The organism is Pseudooceanicola sp. (assembly GCF_029213205.1).
Classification (GTDB): Bacteria; Pseudomonadota; Alphaproteobacteria; order Rhodobacterales; family Rhodobacteraceae; genus Pseudooceanicola.
This window is the reverse complement of sequence record NZ_JARGNH010000030.1, coordinates 13,336-27,862: the sequence shown is the minus strand read 5'-3', so window position 1 is coordinate 27,862 and position 14,527 is coordinate 13,336. Positions and strand designations below refer to the sequence as shown.

At 63.7% G+C, this 14,527-nt stretch carries 14 protein-coding genes and 1 tRNA gene; 9 read left to right on the top strand and 6 right to left on the bottom strand.

Translation table 11 applies throughout. The features are described 5' to 3' along the window. Window positions 1-9: 9 nt before the first annotated feature. The 5 genes from P1U48_RS16195 to P1U48_RS16175 form a co-directional block, all read right to left on the bottom strand. Window positions 10-255 (bottom strand): hypothetical protein, encoded by a 246-nt coding sequence (locus P1U48_RS16195; RefSeq protein WP_301070220.1) that lies wholly within the window; start codon window positions 253-255, stop codon window positions 10-12. A gap of 502 nt (window positions 256-757) precedes the next feature. Further along, window positions 758-834, bottom strand: a tRNA-Arg gene (locus tag P1U48_RS16190). A gap of 182 nt (window positions 835-1,016) precedes the next feature. Then, window positions 1,017-2,417 (bottom strand): HAMP domain-containing sensor histidine kinase, encoded by a 1,401-nt coding sequence (locus P1U48_RS16185; RefSeq protein ID WP_301070219.1) that lies wholly within the window; start codon window positions 2,415-2,417, stop codon window positions 1,017-1,019. A gap of 21 nt (window positions 2,418-2,438) precedes the next feature. Next, entirely contained in the window at window positions 2,439-3,854 is a 1,416-nt protein-coding gene (locus P1U48_RS16180) for an FAD-dependent oxidoreductase (RefSeq protein WP_301070218.1), read from the bottom strand. Further along, window positions 3,844-4,599: a TVP38/TMEM64 family protein gene (locus P1U48_RS16175; RefSeq protein ID WP_301070223.1), complete on the bottom strand. Its 756-nt coding sequence runs from the start codon at window positions 4,597-4,599 to the stop codon at window positions 3,844-3,846. Before P1U48_RS16175 ends, P1U48_RS16180 begins: the two co-directional genes overlap by 11 nt. A gap of 324 nt (window positions 4,600-4,923) precedes the next feature. Here P1U48_RS16175 and rpmH point away from each other — a divergent pair, with 324 nt between their 5' ends. From rpmH to yidD, 3 genes are read left to right on the top strand one after another with little or no spacing between them, the layout of a single operon-like run. Beyond that, window positions 4,924-5,058, top strand: coding sequence for a 50S ribosomal protein L34 (gene rpmH / locus P1U48_RS16170; RefSeq protein WP_005980833.1), 135 nt, complete (start codon window positions 4,924-4,926; stop codon window positions 5,056-5,058). A gap of 23 nt (window positions 5,059-5,081) precedes the next feature. Beyond that, window positions 5,082-5,510, top strand: a complete 429-nt coding sequence (gene rnpA, locus P1U48_RS16165; protein WP_301070217.1) for a ribonuclease P protein component — start codon at window positions 5,082-5,084, stop codon at window positions 5,508-5,510. Next, the gene (gene yidD, locus P1U48_RS16160; protein WP_301070216.1) at window positions 5,507-5,728 is read left to right on the top strand and encodes a membrane protein insertion efficiency factor YidD; all 222 of its coding nucleotides are present in this window, start codon (window positions 5,507-5,509) and stop codon (window positions 5,726-5,728) included. Before rnpA ends, yidD begins: the two co-directional genes overlap by 4 nt. Before the next feature lie 8 nt (window positions 5,729-5,736). On the opposite strand, the gene P1U48_RS16155 is transcribed toward yidD, so the two are convergent. After that, window positions 5,737-7,491, bottom strand: a complete 1,755-nt coding sequence (locus P1U48_RS16155) for a pentapeptide repeat-containing protein (protein WP_301070215.1) — start codon at window positions 7,489-7,491, stop codon at window positions 5,737-5,739. Window positions 7,492-7,605: 114 nt separating this feature from the next. Between P1U48_RS16155 and ttcA the strand changes: the two genes are divergently transcribed. The 6 genes from ttcA (at window position 7,606) to argB (ending at window position 14,520) form a co-directional block, all read left to right on the top strand. Next, window positions 7,606-8,496, top strand: coding sequence for a tRNA 2-thiocytidine(32) synthetase TtcA (ttcA, locus tag P1U48_RS16150; RefSeq protein ID WP_301070214.1), 891 nt, complete (start codon window positions 7,606-7,608; stop codon window positions 8,494-8,496). A 60-nt stretch (window positions 8,497-8,556) separates the two neighbouring features. Continuing rightward, window positions 8,557-10,107: a bifunctional diguanylate cyclase/phosphodiesterase gene (locus P1U48_RS16145; RefSeq protein ID WP_301070213.1), complete on the top strand. Its 1,551-nt coding sequence runs from the start codon at window positions 8,557-8,559 to the stop codon at window positions 10,105-10,107. A 260-nt stretch (window positions 10,108-10,367) separates the two neighbouring features. Then, window positions 10,368-12,185, top strand: coding sequence for a membrane protein insertase YidC (gene yidC, locus P1U48_RS16140; RefSeq protein ID WP_301070212.1), 1,818 nt, complete (start codon window positions 10,368-10,370; stop codon window positions 12,183-12,185). Next, on the top strand, window positions 12,182-12,931 hold the full coding sequence (locus P1U48_RS16135) for an MOSC domain-containing protein (protein ID WP_301070222.1): 750 nt from the start codon (window positions 12,182-12,184) through the stop codon (window positions 12,929-12,931). The genes yidC and P1U48_RS16135 overlap by 4 nt, the downstream gene beginning before the upstream one ends. Beyond that, a complete protein-coding gene (gene yihA, locus P1U48_RS16130) occupies window positions 12,928-13,578 on the top strand; it encodes a ribosome biogenesis GTP-binding protein YihA/YsxC (protein WP_301070211.1) in 651 nt (216 codons plus the stop codon). Before P1U48_RS16135 ends, yihA begins: the two co-directional genes overlap by 4 nt. A gap of 75 nt (window positions 13,579-13,653) precedes the next feature. After that, window positions 13,654-14,520: an acetylglutamate kinase gene (argB, locus tag P1U48_RS16125; RefSeq protein WP_301070210.1), complete on the top strand. Its 867-nt coding sequence runs from the start codon at window positions 13,654-13,656 to the stop codon at window positions 14,518-14,520. Window positions 14,521-14,527 lie beyond the last annotated feature (7 nt).

Here is a 14,527-nt window from a genome sequence, read left to right as displayed (position 1 = left end):
GGAATTACTTCACTGCTGCCGGATATGTCGCAGGTTAAAGGCGGGACGCTTTAGTGCGCTAACCGGAATTCTTCCGCCTCCCAGATGAATGCCCGTCATCATCTCCATTTCATCCATGGCATGGTTCACCATAGAAGCGTTCATCAGGAAGCCACGGTAATTATTTTCTTGCAGAATCGCATTGCAGGACAGGCACAGATTCAGCCCGTTATCGTATTTATACAGCGCTGGCCGTTCACATTGATTGCATTTCATGAGTTCACTTTACCCTAAGCCAATGAGACCGTCATCAAGCGCTCGATGCAGGTGAGTAGGTCGCGCTGCAGTATTTCTGCGTGTAATGCTGTTTGAGAGCAACTCAATATTATGATCATAGCGTGAGAATGCCGACGTTCGTTCATGCCGCAGCATCATGCACTTAGGGCTCTTTCGAGACCTTCGCTGCATCTTGCGCGAAGGTCCGGTTGCGTCCGTTTTGGGTCAGTTGCGGGCATAGAAGCCAAAGCCATCTGACTTGCCACTGTGAAAGGAGTGCACCGGGACAGAGAACGTCCGAACGTCGAATGCTCTCGCGGCTTCTTTGAAACCGCTGTCGCCCAGTTCATTGATCCCGATATCGGCTACTTTTCTTATGAAAAGTGTTTGGTGCGGTAGGGCAGACAATGCTCGAACGTTGCAAGCTCTCGTCGTTTCTATGAAACGCCTGCCGCTCTCCGCCATTTGGTAAACAAGGGCGACATTCCTAGCGGAAAGTCGATGGTGCACCGGGGAGGATTCGAACCCCCGACCCCTTGATTCGTAGTCAAGTACTCTATCCAGCTGAGCTACCGGTGCGTGAGGTCGGCATTTAGCTGCGGGTCGGTTTGAGTGCAAGCAGAAAAAGCGTCCCACCCCGATGTTGTGCCGCGGCGGAGCCTTGCAGACGCGCCATCGAGGCCAGGCTGATGAATTAGGTGTGATGCAGCTGACCGCAGATCCGATTGCCGCGCGACACCGTCCCGGGCCGAGCGGCGCGACTATTCCGCCGCCGCCTCGATCGCCGCCATCGATTTGGGCAGGACAATGCGGAAGCCGGTGCCCTCCGGGCCGGTGTGATCCAGCAGCAATTGCCCGCCGTGACCGCGAATCAGCTCGGCCGAAATGGCGAGACCAAGGCCCGATCCGCCCTTGGTGGCGCCGCCCTGAAAGGCGGTAAAGATATTCGTCTTTGCCTTGGGTGGCATGCCGGGGCCGGTGTCGGTCACGGTGATCTGCCACTCATCGTCATCTTCGGTTGCCGCGACCGAAATCTCGCCCTCTTTCCCGCTTGAGGCGATGGCGAGGCGCGCATTGCGGACCAGATTGAACAGCACACGGTGCAGCTGTTCAGGATCGACCCGCAGCATGAAGGTGGCCGGGATATCCTCGGAAAAGCTGACCTCGGCATCACCGACCGCCAGCCGTTCGCTGTCGATCACATCCGACACCACGTCGAGCAGCCGGGTATGGGACAGTTTCGGCGCCGGTTCCTCGGCCCGGCCAAAGGCCAGGGTGCTTTCGCAGAGGTTCACCGCGCGGCTGATCGAATTCACCAGCTTCGGTGCCAGCCGCTGCACCGCCGGGTCGCCCGAGGCGTCGATCCGATCGGTGAACAGCTGCGCCGAGGTCAGGATATTGCGCAGATCATGGCTGATCTTGGCCACCGCGCCGCCAAGCTGGGCCAGCCGCTCTTTCTGTTTCAATGCGGCGGTGAGCTGGGTTTCCAGCTTTTGCAACGCCTCTTCGGCCTCGCGCAATTCACGGATCCCGGCATGCGGTTCGATGATACGGCGGGCGTCCTCGGGCGCCTCGGCATAGAGTCGCATCCCGGCGATCACCCTCTTGATCGGGCGCACCAGAAACACCCGCACCGCGAGGAACAGCAGCAGCGCGGTCAAGATCGAGATCACCGCCGACATCGCCAGAATCCGCAGACCATACTCGACCATCGCCTGGCGCATCGGCCCGGTCTGCATCGAGACCTCGATCAACAGCCCGGCCTCGTTCACCGGGTTGCCGATCACCCGTATCACATGGTTTTCCGGTGTCGCCAGGCTGGTCATCGCGTCGCGCAACAGGTCCCAGCCGCTGGTGTTGCGCAGATCATAGGTGGCATAGATCGGCCCCGGCACCGGTGAGGACAGGATCAACTGCCGCGCTTCGTCGCGGCGCAGCACCACGTTATAGACCTCAGCGTTGCGCAGCAGCTCTTCTTCCAGATCAGCGGTGATCCGGTCATCGGCGAGCAGCGCCAGAGAAGCGATCTGCGCCCGCTCCAGCCGCGATTTCAGGTAATCCTCACGGAATCGCGCCACCGAGGGCGCAAAGATCAGCACTTCGGCCAGCATGACGAAGGCGATCGTCAGCACAAGGAAACGGCCAGAGAGCGAATTCAGCATGGCACCTGCGCGCTTGGGGCCTCACGGCAGGACGCGCTGAACCGCAGCGACCGCCCGTTTGACCCAGGGGTTTTCAAACAACTTGGGAGAGAAATAGGCCCCCGCGGCCCGTTTGGCGAGTTCTGATAATGTCGGATAGGGCGCGACCATGCCGGCGATGTCAGAAAGCTTCAGCCCCTTGGACAGGGCCAGCGCCCAGAGACTGATCAGTTCACCGGCCTCGGCACCGACGATTGTTGCCCCCACCGGGCGCCCCTTGACCACCATCACCTTGACCCCGCCTTCGCTGCGCAGGCTGGCCAGGGCGCGGTCATTGCCGCTGTAATCGGCAGCAACGACCTGGAGTGCATCGCCATGCTTGCCGCGCGCTTCGGCCTCGGTCAGGCCGACCTGGGCCAATTCCGGTTCGGTATAGGTGGCGCGGGGAATGTGATCGTGGCGCGCCTTGGCGGGCAGGCCGAACAGCGCGGCGCGGATCACCACCCCGGCCTCATAGCCCGCCAGATGGGTGAATTGCAGCCCGCCGGTGACATCGCCGATGGCAAAGACCTTCTTGTTCGACGTGCGCAGGCGGGCGTCGACGGTGATCGCCCCACGCTCAGTGGCAATGCCCGCGGCCTCAAGCCCCAGATCGGCGATATTCGGCCGGCGCCCCAGCGCCACCAGCAGATGGGAGCCTTCAAACACCCGGCCATCCTCGGCCAGAACCCGGATCGCGCCCGCCTTGCCGCTGATCTGCGCGGCGCGGGCGCCCTCGGCAATCTCAATCCCTTCAGCGTGCAGACGCGCCAGCACCACCGCCGCCATCTCAGGGTCGTCGCGATTGAGGGCGCGATCCGCCTCGATCACCGTGACCTTGCAGCCCAGTCGCACATGCGCCTGCGCCATTTCCATGCCAATCGGCCCGCCACCAAGCACCAGCAGGTGATCCGGGCGCTCGCGCAGGTCAAACAGGGTCTCGTTGGTCAGGTAAGGCACCCCGTCCAGCCCGTCGATCGGCGGCACCAGCGGTGAGGCGCCGGTGGCGATGACCACCCGGCGGGCGCGGATCACCCGGTCGCCGACCTGCACCTGCTGCGGACCGGTGAAGCGGGCATGATCGCGGATCACCTCGATTCCGAAGCCCTCGAATCGCTCCTGGCTGTCATGCGGTGCGATCTTGGCGATGGTCGCGGCGACATGGTCCATCACCGCAGCGTAATCGACCTCAGGCACCACCGGGGTGATGCCGAAATCGGCGCAGTCGCGCATCGCCTGCGCCCGCGCCCCGGCGGCGATCAGCGCCTTGGAGGGCACACAGCCGTAGTTCAGGCAATCGCCGCCCATTTCGCCGCGCTCAGCCAGCGCCACCCGGGCGCCCATCTGCGCCGCGCCAGAGGCCACCGACAGGCCGCCGGACCCCGCGCCGACCACCAGAAGATCATAATCAAATCGCATCAGAGACACCTCTCCTGCGCCGCAGCGCCTTAATCAATATCGGTAAAGCCGCCAGGGCGCTCAGCCCCAGGATCGGCAGCAGGATCTGCGGCTCAAAGATGATACCCAGGTCAGGGCTTTCGCCTCGGGCAAAGACCGCGCCCAGCCCGGCCCCGACCGAGGTATAGACCAGCCCGCCGGGAATGATGCCGAGGAAGGTGGAAATCACATAGCGGTGCAGCGGCACCCCGACCAACGCCGGCAACAGATTGGCGACAAAGAACGGCACCGCCGGCACCAGCCGGATCAGGAACAGTGCCGACCACTGGTTTTCGTCAATCGCGCGCTTCAACCGGGGCACCCGCCCCTCGCCCGCCTGCATCCGTGCCGCCAACCGGGCGCCCAGGCCCCAGCGGGCGGCCAGAAAGATCAGCGTCGCGCCGATGGTGGCGGCACTGACATTGAACAAGGTGCCGGGCCAGGTGGCGAACAGGAAACCGCCGGTCAGGGTCGCCACCGTGGCGCCGGGCAGCGAAAAGGCGACAATCGCAACATAGGCCGCCATGAAACCGAGGACCGAGAGCGCATAATGCGCGTCGCGATAGGCCAGCAGCGTCGCGCGATGGGTCTGCAGCGTCTCAAAGCTGAGCGTGTCACGCAGCAGCACCGCGCCGAGGGTGGCGACAATCGCGATCGTGATCAGTGGCAGATGCCTGAGTCGGCTCTTTCCTGGGTCGGTCGGGCCTGGGTCGGTCGGGTCTGTCATCATCGGTCTTTCCGCTGGGTTGTCGGAAGATGCGCCAAAGCCCCGCCCCTGCACAGGGCGATCACGCGGCCTTGATCCCCGGTGATCGGCGCGCGCCGCTGACGGCGGTTTTGCCCCTGCTCAGCCCGGGTTTCGTAACAATCCCCCGGAATGGCGCAAAAAAAGATTTCAGCATGGCCTGCACAGGTTTGACTTGGCCGCGGGCCGGGTCTATAGCCCGGCCTCTAATGTGAATTTGCGGGTGCGGGGCGATTCCCAGATGGCTCCCGCTTTACCCGAGGCTCGGCAGCAACCGCGCGGGCACGACAGAACGGAGACGGCGCGATGAAACGCACCTACCAACCCTCGAACCTGGTCCGCAAGCGGCGCCACGGGTTCCGCGCACGCATGGCCACCAAGGCCGGGCGCAAGATCCTGAACGCCCGCCGCGCCCGCGGCCGGAAATCGCTGAGCGCGTAATCCGCGCCAGCAACGCCAAGACTATGGTGCCGCCGAAGGCCCTCGCCAATGACGTATCAACGTCAGATGCGGCGGTGCCTTCGGCGGCTTCCATTTGCCCGCCGGTTCGGCTGATCGTGCTGAAACAACGTGCGAATTTTCTCGCCGCTGCCCGCGCCGGGCGCCAGGGCACCGCCTCGATGGGGGTGCAGGCCCGCAAGCGTGAGGCAGGCGAGGCGGTGGGCATTCGCGTTGGTTTCACCTGTTCCAAGAAGGTCGGCAATGCCGTCGCCCGCAACCGGGCCAAGCGGCGCCTGCGCGAGGCCGCCCGCGCAGTGCTGCCCGAAATCGGGCTGGACGGCTGGGATTACGTGCTGATCGGTCGCCCCAAGGTCACCGACCAACGCCCGTTCGAAGCCCTGAAATCCGATTTGCGCCAGGCCATTGAACGCCTGCACCGGGGCCGGGGATGAGCCCCCTCGCCCGCCTCTTCGCGCTGCCGGTGCGCGCCTATCGCCTGATCTTTTCGCCCTGGGTCGGGCACAATTGCCGCTATGACCCGACCTGTAGCGCCTATGCGCTGCAGGCGTTGGAAAAGCATGGTGGGATCAAGGGCGCCTGGCTGACCGCCAAACGGGTGGCGCGCTGCCATCCCTGGGGCGGCATGGGCGTGGATGACGTGCCCGACTGATCGGGTGATCATTCGGCCAATGCCGTGTCTTTGGATGACGTGGCCGTCGCCTCTTCAAATGCCGCGATCCGCTCCACCCGCCAGGCCGTCTCCGCCCCTGCCAGCGCCAGCGCCTCGTCCCGCGACAACGCCGAAAAGGTCGACACCGTGGCAAAGGCCTCATCCACCGGCACCGGCACCATGCGGAACCGGCTGGCCAGAAATCCTTCGGTCTCGGCGGTCAGCCGATCCAGAAACCCCGCATCAAAGACATAGGCGCCATCGAAATCCACCGATTTCAGCGTCGCCCCGGCGAAATACGCGCTGAGGATCACCGCCCCGCGAAAGGTGGCGCCGGAGAAATCCGAGCCGGTAAATTTCACCGCCGCCAGGGTCGCGCGATCAAACCGCGAGGCGCTGCCATGCACGTTCTGGAAATCCACCTCGCGCAGCAGCGAATCCGAGAAATCGGCGCCGTTCAGCGCGGTCATGAACAGCGCCATGTCATCGGCCTGATAGGGCGCGCGCAATTGCCGATACGGCAGGCCTCGAAAGGCGGTGTGTTCGATCCGCGCCTTGCGAAAGCGGCTGTTCTCCAACGCGGCCCCGGCAAAATCCGCCTCGATCACCTGGGCCCGGTCGAAAGTGGCGAAACTCAACTGCGCGCCCTGCAGGGTGATGCCGATCAGATCGGTGTCCTCGGCAAAGGCAAAGGACAGGTCGAGGCCGAAGTGATTGATGAATTCGTAATTCTTCACCCCGGCGCTCATCAGCACCTGCAACAGCTGGGCGCGTTCCGGGCTGGCCGGACGGTCGATCAGGTGGTCCACCTCAGGCGGATCCTGCCAGCCCCAGGTCTGTTTCATCGCTGCATAGGCGCTCGGCAGATCGTCGCGCCTTGTCTCCATCGCCACCCGCAGCTTGTCGGCGTCGTCATGCGCCCGGAACCGCGCATCAAGAAACCGGTAAGGTTTCGCCGCGCGCGAGGCCGAGGTGATTCGCATCAGCAACGGCTTGCCGAGGTCGAGCCAGGGGTTGATCTCGGGTCGGAACGATCGCACCCCACCCTGCACCGGTTGACCAGAGGCGGCGGCGACGCTTTGCGCCCGCTCATCCGCCCGGATCATCGCATCGCCCAGCAATTCCGCAATGCTGGTGATCTCGACCGCGATCTGGGCGTTGCGCTCGGCCTCGGCCAGCTGCACATCCTGGATCAGCAGATCGTTCTGCAATTCGACCTTGTCGTTCTGTTCGGTCAGCAATTGCGATTGATGGGCGATCAGCTCGTTCTGCTCAAACAACAGCGCGGTACCCGCCAGTGCCGCCAGCGCCGCCACCAGCCCGGTGAGCGAGGCGATGATCCAGTTGCGGGTGGAGCTCCAGGCCAGCCGCGCCAGCATCAGCTTGACCAGCACCCGCAGCGCCGCCGTCACCCGTTTCGCATCCCGCTCCACCGCGCCCTCGGCGGCATCGCCAAGCGGCAGTGACAACGTTTCCAGCTGGGTGTTGGCGACGCCAAAGAAATAGCGCAGCACCGGGCGGCGCAGGGCAAAGGCGATGACGCCGAACAGGGTGATCACGAAGATGCCGGTCAGGAACACCGTGACCAGCAGGTTGGCGCTGTTTTCCAGCACCGCGTAACCGGAAAACGCCATCAGCACCCCGGCGCCGATGCCAAACAGGAACACCAGCACCGTCATCCAGGCACCCAGCCCGCGCGGGCCACCGTCCAACTCGATCAGCGCGCGTTTGCCCGGTTCCTGGGCGGTGTCGGTGTCAGACAAGGGCGGCCTCCGAGCGCGGCAGAATTTCCGGGCGCAGGGTGCCAAGACCGCGCCGCGCTGGCAAGGGGCATGCGCCCCCTTTCCAGCCTCGCGCGCTTCTGGCATGACAGGCGGATGTTGGACAATCACGACGATATTCATCCGCTGTTCGCCGGTGCCCCGACCACGACCGAGTTTCGCAAATTGCGCAAACGGATCGTGCGCCAGGCGCGTGAGGCGATTGACGATTTCGGCATGATCGACCGTGGCGCAGCCCCCGACGCGGCGCGGCCGAAATGGCTGGTTTGCCTGTCCGGTGGCAAGGACAGCTATACCCTGCTGGCGGTGCTATATGAGTTGCAATGGCGCGGGTTGCTGCCGGTCGACCTGTTGGCCTGCAACCTCGATCAGGGGCAACCCGGGTTTCCAGCCACGGTGCTGCCCGAGTTTCTGACCCGGATGCAGGTGGCACACCGGATCGAATATCAGGATACCTATTCCATCGTGATGGACAAGGTGCCCGCCGGGCGCACCCTCTGCGCGCTCTGTTCGCGGCTGCGGCGCGGCAACCTCTACCGGATTGCCCGGGAAGAGGGCTGTTCCGCCGTGGTTCTGGGCCATCACCGCGATGACATCCTCGAGACGTTCTTTATGAACCTGTTCCACGGCTCGCGACTGGCGACGATGCCGCCGAAACTGGTGAACGAAGAGGGTGATCTGTTCCTCTATCGCCCCCTCGCCTATGTGGCCGAGGCCGATTGCGCAAAATTCGCCCGCGACATGGCCTATCCGATCATTCCTTGCGACCTCTGCGGATCACAGGACGGGCTGCAGCGCCAGCAGGTCAAGGCGCTCCTGGATGGCTGGGAACAGAACGCACCGGGGCGTCGGCAAAAGATGTTCCGGGCGCTGATGAACACAAGGCCCTCGCATCTTCTCGACCCAAAGATATTTGATTTTCAGGGGCTTGCCCTGACTGACGACAATTCGAGTCAAACCGAAGACGCGGTGCCCGACCTGCATTAAGCTGGCGTTCAGAAATGCCGCCCTAGCCTGACCCCTGCCATGTTTGGGGAAACGCGCCATATGTCCCGTCTATCCGCCCAGCGGTTCAGGGAATTGCGACGGCTGCTGCGGCAGACGCTGCTGGGGCCTCAGGCGCTGGCGTTTCTGCCCGCGATAGTGCTGGCGGCCTTCTGGATCGGCGGCGAACCCTGGCTGATCCTGGTCGCTCTGATCATGCCGGCGCTCTATGCGCTGACCGGGGTGCTGGACCAGCCCGCTGCCCGGGACGGGCGGCATCCGCAGACGCACGCCATCGACCTGCCGCCGCGCAAGGCGCTGGAATCGGCGCTGGACCAGCAGCTTGACAATGCTCGATCTCGGGGCCGGTTCACCGCCTGTTTCCTGCTCTCGATCGACGATTTCGATCAGGTGACCGACCGGTATGGCCTCACCGCTGGCGAGGATATTCTGACCCGCAGCGCCGAGCGTTTGCGTGCCGCGATCCGTGGCGACGACAGCCTCGCAAGGTTCGGCACAGATGGCTTTGGCATCGGCCTGGCGCCGATTGGCCAGTTGGATCTGGAAATTGCCATCCAGATGGCGGCGCGGCTGCAATCGGCAATTGAGGACCCGATCTCACTCGGCGCCTCGGTGATCTATGTCTCCTGCTCGGTCGGGTTCTGCCTGTCGACGCGGGCACCGGAAAAAACCGGACCCGGCCTGATCCTGGCCGCCGAACTGGCGCTGGCGGACGCCCGGCGCAACGGCCCGTCGGCAATCCGTGCCTATTCCGCCGACATGACCCGCCGCGCGGCAACGCGGACCCTGGCCACGGATGAGGTGGCGCAGGCGCTGAATACGGGCCAGATCCTGCCGTTCTTTCAGCCGCAGGTCTCCACCGACACCGGCCGGGTCACCGGGTTTGAGGCGCTGGCGCGCTGGTGCCACCCCGAACGCGGCGTGATCCCGCCGGTGGAATTCCTGCCGGTTCTGGAACGCATGGGCGCGATGGAACACCTGAGCGAGGTGATCCTGACCCGCGCCCTGACCGCCCTGCAAAGCTGGGATCGCGCCGGGCTGCAGGTCCCGCATGTGGGTGTTAATTTTGCCAGCGCCGAGCTGCAGAATCCCAGGCTGATCGATGCGATCCGCTGGCAGATCGACCGGTTCGAGCTGAGCCCGGAGCGGCTGGTCGTCGAGGTGCTGGAAACCGTGGTCGCCGCCAGCCCCGACGATGTGCTGTCGCGCAACATCAACGGCTTGGCCGAGCTTGGCTGCCAGATCGACCTGGACGATTTCGGCACCGGCCATGCCTCGATCTCTTCGATCCGACGCTTTGCAGTGTCGCGAATCAAGATCGACCGCAGCTTTGTGATGAAGGTCGACCGCGACCCGGAACAACAGAAAATGGTATCGGCAATCCTGACCATGGCCGAACGGCTAGAGTTGGAAACCCTGGCCGAGGGCATCGAAACCCGGGGCGAACATGCGATGCTGGCGCAACTCGGATGTGGCCATGTGCAGGGCTTTGGCATCGCCCGGCCGATGCCGGTGGAACAGACCATCGATTGGGTCCGCGCCCATGAGGCCGGGTTGTCCGAGGCATTGAAGATCGGCCGTGGCATCGCCTGAGCCGCGCGCGGGCAGCCACAAGCGCCGCCCCCGGATCAATTCCGGGCGCCGCAATTCCGGGCGGCTTCTTCCGGGCCAACCGATTCGAACCGCAGGTCCGGGCATGGCTGCCAAATCCGGCCGCCAAATCAGCCTCTGCCGCGCCCTGCCGGGGTACGACACCGGGCGACGTGACGGCTCTGGCTTAGAATGCCCTTGACCTTTGCCGCCCCGATCTGTTGAACCGCCCTGAACCAAACCGCGACGGGTGGCTCTGCCTCATGGACAATAACAACAAGAACCTGCTTCTGGCGACATTGCTTAGCTTTGTGGTCATTGTCGTCTGGTTCGTGCTTTTTCCACCGCCTGAGCCTGTCACCGATCCCAACGCCAGCGTCACCACCGAAGACCGCGCCGATCCGGCCAGCCCAGGCGGGTTGCTGCCCGCCTCCGATGGCGGCACCAATGACGCGACAGCCGCAGGCACCGAGGCCCCGGCAGATTCGGCCCCGCGCATCACCATCAAGACCCCCAGCCTCGACGGCGCGATTTCGCTGCGCGGCGGACGGCTCGATCAATTGCTGCTGAAGAACTACCGCAAGACCCTAGACCCCGAGTCGCCCGAGGTCGAAATCCTCAGCCCGATCGGTAATGAAAATCCCTATTACGCGCTTTACGGCTGGGCCGCCTCCGGTGGCCTCAGCGCCGATGCGGTGCCTGGTCCCGACACCTTGTGGCAGGCCCCTGCCGGGGCCGAGATTACCACCGATCGCCCGGTCACCCTGGAATGGTCGAACGGCGCCGGTCTGACTTTTCGCCGTGAAATCTCGGTCGATGCGAATTTCATGTTCACCATCACCCAATCGGTGGAAAACACCGGGGCAGACGCGGTCACCCTGCACCCCTATGGTCTGATCCGGCGGCATGGCACCCCCAGCAACCTGAAGAAATTCTTTGTTTTGCACGAGGGCCTGATCCGGATGTCGGACGGCGAGTTGCAGGAAGAAGACTACAAGGGCCTGACCAAATTCGACATCGACGACCGCGAAGGCGCCCCCGCGGACCGGATCGAGGTCGCAGAAAGTGGCTGGATCGGCTTTACCGATCACTACTGGATGACCACCCTGATCCCCGAAGGCGCCTTTCGATCGACCGCCAAGTATTTCGAAGCGCAGGATATTTTCCAGACCGAAGCGGTGATGCCCGCCCAGAGCGTGGCGCCCGGCGCCACTGTCGCGGTCACCTCGCGGCTGTTTGCCGGGGCCAAGGAATGGGAAACCATCCGCGATTATCAGGACAAGGCCGGGGTGGTCCGCTTTATCGACGCGATCGACTGGGGCTGGTTCTTTTTCCTGACCAAGCCGATCTTTTCGGTCCTGCACTGGCTGCACAGCTTTATCGGCAATATGGGCTGGTCGATCATCGCCCTGACTTTCCTGCTGAAACTGATCCTGTTCCCGCTGGCCTATAAATCCTACGCCTCGATGGCGCGGATGAAAGAGCTGCAGCCGGAGATGGAGAAGATCAAGGAAAAGGCCGGCGACGACCGTCAAAAGGTCCAGCAGGAGATGATGGCGCTCTACAAGAAGAAAAAGGTCAACCCGGCGGCCGGCTGCCTGCCGATCCTGCTGCAGATCCCGATCTTCTTTTCGCTCTATAAGGTGATCTTTGTCACGCTTGAGCTGCGCCATGCGCCTTGGATCGGCTGGATCCGCGACCTCAGCGCGCCAGATCCGTCGTCGATCCTGAACCTGTTCGGCCTGCTGCCCTTCGCTGCCCCCGATGCCAGTTCGCCGATTGCGATCATCAGCCTCGGCATTCTGCCGATCCTGCTGGGCATTTCGATGTGGTTGCAGCAGAAACTGAACCCGGCACCAACCGACGCAACCCAGGCGATGATCTTTGCCTGGATGCCATGGGTGTTCATGTTCATGCTCGGCTCATTCGCCAGCGGGCTGGTGATCTACTGGATCACCAACAACACGATCACCTTTACCCAGCAATACATCATCATGCGCAGCCACGGCTACCATCCGGATGTTTTCGGCAATATCCGTAAAAGCTTTCGGCGCAAGAAACCGGCGGAGGGCGGGAAATAGCCCGGCTCACCGATATCCTGCGCCACCCGATCAAGGCCATCGGCTTTGAATCTCTGCCCCGTGCCCAGTTGAACGCGGGCCAAACCCTGGCCTATGACCGGCACTGGGCGGTGGCGCATGAGGGCGCAAAGTTTCAGGGCCAGCCCGATGGCTGGCAGCGCAAGCTGAATTTCCTGCGCGGCGTGACCAACCCGGCCCTGATGGCCATTCGCGCCGCCTATGACGCGCAGACCGGCATGCTGACCCTGTCGCATCCGGATGCCGCTGACATCACTTTGAACCCGGACCGCGACAGCGCCCGGCTGCTGGCCTGGCTCTCGCCGCTCTGGGGGCCGGACCTGCCGGCACCGCGCAATCTGGTCAGCCTGCAAGGGCAGGCGATGACCGATGTGCCCGAAGCCTTTGTCTCGGTTCTGAGCGTTGCGTCGCTGCGCGCCCTCGGCGAGCATGCGGGCACGCCGCTGTCGCCGCACCGGTTTCGCGGCAATCTCTGGATCGACGGCTGGGCCCCGTTCGAGGAGTTCGCCCTGATCGGGCGCCGCATCCGGATCGGCGCGGCCGAGCTTGAAATCCGCGAGCGGATAACCCGCTGCAAGGCGACCCTCGCCAACCCCGAGACCGGCAAGCGCGACGTCGATGTTCTGACGCTGCTGAACCAGAATTATGGGCATCAGGATTTCGGAATCTATGCGATGATCACCCGTGACGGCAAAATCGCCCAAGGTGATGAGGTAGAGATCCTGTGACCCCGCTGCCCTTTCCCATCGCCGAAAACACTGCGGCCGAGATCGAAGCCGGGCGGATCCTGTTCGCCGGACAGACCGATTTCGTGAAAGGCGTGGTGGCAATGTCGGGCCTGCCACCCGATGACCGGCTTGAGGTCTGCTTTGCCGGGCGCTCCAATGTCGGTAAATCGACGCTGATCAATGCGCTGACCGGGCGCAAGGGGCTGGCGCGGGCGTCCAACACCCCGGGGCGGACCCAGGAAATCAACTATTTCACCCTGGCCGACAGCCATTACCTGGTCGACCTGCCCGGCTATGGCTATGCCAATGCGCCGTTGGGCGTGGTCGAGAAATGGCAGCGGCTGCTGAAACAATACCTCTCTGGCCGCGCCACCTTGCGCCGGGCCTTTGTGCTGATCGACGCACGTCACGGGGTCAAGGCGGTGGATGAAGAAATCCTGTCGCTGCTCGACAGCGCCGCGGTGACCTTTCAATGCGTGCTGACCAAGGCCGACAAGGTGAAAGCCGCCGACCTTGAAAGGGTGCTGACCCAGGTCCGCGCCGCGCTGGCGAAACACCCTGCCGCCTTTCCCGAGATCGTGCTGACCTCGAGCGAAAAGGGCGATGGCATCGCGACGTTGCGGGCAATCGTCGCCGGGTTGGTCTAAGCTGCGGCACAGGACGCCGGGCTTGGCAGCCGCGACAATGCCGCATATCACTGCGCCGTCACCGGAGATACTCAGATGAAAAAGCAGACCGCCATGAACCGCGACTGGATTGCCACCGCCCGCACGCTGTCTCAGGCGCTGCCCTATCTGCAGCGCTACGAAGACGCTGTGGTCGTTGTGAAATTCGGCGGCCATGCGATGGGCGACGACGAGGCGATGGAAATGTTTGCCCGCGATATCGTGCTGATGCGTCAGGTCGGGGTGAACCCGGTGATCGTGCATGGCGGCGGCCCGATGATCAACGAGATGCTGGACCGGCTGGCGATCAAGTCCGAATTCGTGAACGGCAAGCGGGTGACCGATGCGGCCACCGTCGAAGTTGTCGAAATGGTGCTGTCGGGCCGGGTGAACAAGCATATCGTGCAGGCCATCGGCAGCCAGGGCGGCAAGGGTGTCGGCCTGTCCGGCAAGGATGCCAAACTGATGATCTGCGAACCCACCGATCCCAGCCTCGGGCTGGTCGGCACGCCGGTCGAGATCGACACCTCGATCCTGCGAGCGATGTTTGCCGCCGATATCATCCCGGTGATCGCGCCGCTGGGCATGGGACGCAATGGCGAAACCTTCAATGTGAATGGCGACACGGCGGCGGGGGCGATTGCCGCGGCGCTAAAGGCCGACCGGCTGTTGCTGCTGACCGATGTGGCGGGCGTCAAGAATGCCGCGGGCGAGGTTGTGACCGAGCTGACCGCCACCCAGATCCGTGAAATGACCGCCGATGGCACCATTGCCGGCGGCATGATCCCCAAGACCGAAACCGCCCTGATGGCAATCGACGGCGGGGTGCGCGCGGCGGTGATACTGGACGGGCGGGCACCCAATGCCACCCTGCTGGAGCTGTTCACCGAACATGGCGCCGGGTCGATCATCCGCAAAGGTTGAACGCCCA

Coding starts and splice junctions, on each gene's coding strand:
- ttcA (WP_301070214.1), top strand. CDS start 7,606: ATGTTGGACAATCACGACGATATTCATCCGCTGTTCGCCGGTGCCCCG.
- rnpA (WP_301070217.1), top strand. CDS start 5,082: ATGGTGCCGCCGAAGGCCCTCGCCAATGACGTATCAACGTCAGATGCG.
- yidD (WP_301070216.1), top strand. CDS start 5,507: ATGAGCCCCCTCGCCCGCCTCTTCGCGCTGCCGGTGCGCGCCTATCGC.
- P1U48_RS16145 (WP_301070213.1), top strand. CDS start 8,557: ATGTCCCGTCTATCCGCCCAGCGGTTCAGGGAATTGCGACGGCTGCTG.
- argB (WP_301070210.1), top strand. CDS start 13,654: ATGAAAAAGCAGACCGCCATGAACCGCGACTGGATTGCCACCGCCCGC.
- P1U48_RS16175 (WP_301070223.1), bottom strand. CDS start 4,599: ATGACAGACCCGACCGACCCAGGCCCGACCGACCCAGGAAAGAGCCGA.
- rpmH (WP_005980833.1), top strand. CDS start 4,924: ATGAAACGCACCTACCAACCCTCGAACCTGGTCCGCAAGCGGCGCCAC.
- yidC (WP_301070212.1), top strand. CDS start 10,368: ATGGACAATAACAACAAGAACCTGCTTCTGGCGACATTGCTTAGCTTT.
- P1U48_RS16180 (WP_301070218.1), bottom strand. CDS start 3,854: ATGCGATTTGATTATGATCTTCTGGTGGTCGGCGCGGGGTCCGGCGGC.
- P1U48_RS16185 (WP_301070219.1), bottom strand. CDS start 2,417: ATGCTGAATTCGCTCTCTGGCCGTTTCCTTGTGCTGACGATCGCCTTC.
- P1U48_RS16195 (WP_301070220.1), bottom strand. CDS start 255: ATGAAATGCAATCAATGTGAACGGCCAGCGCTGTATAAATACGATAAC.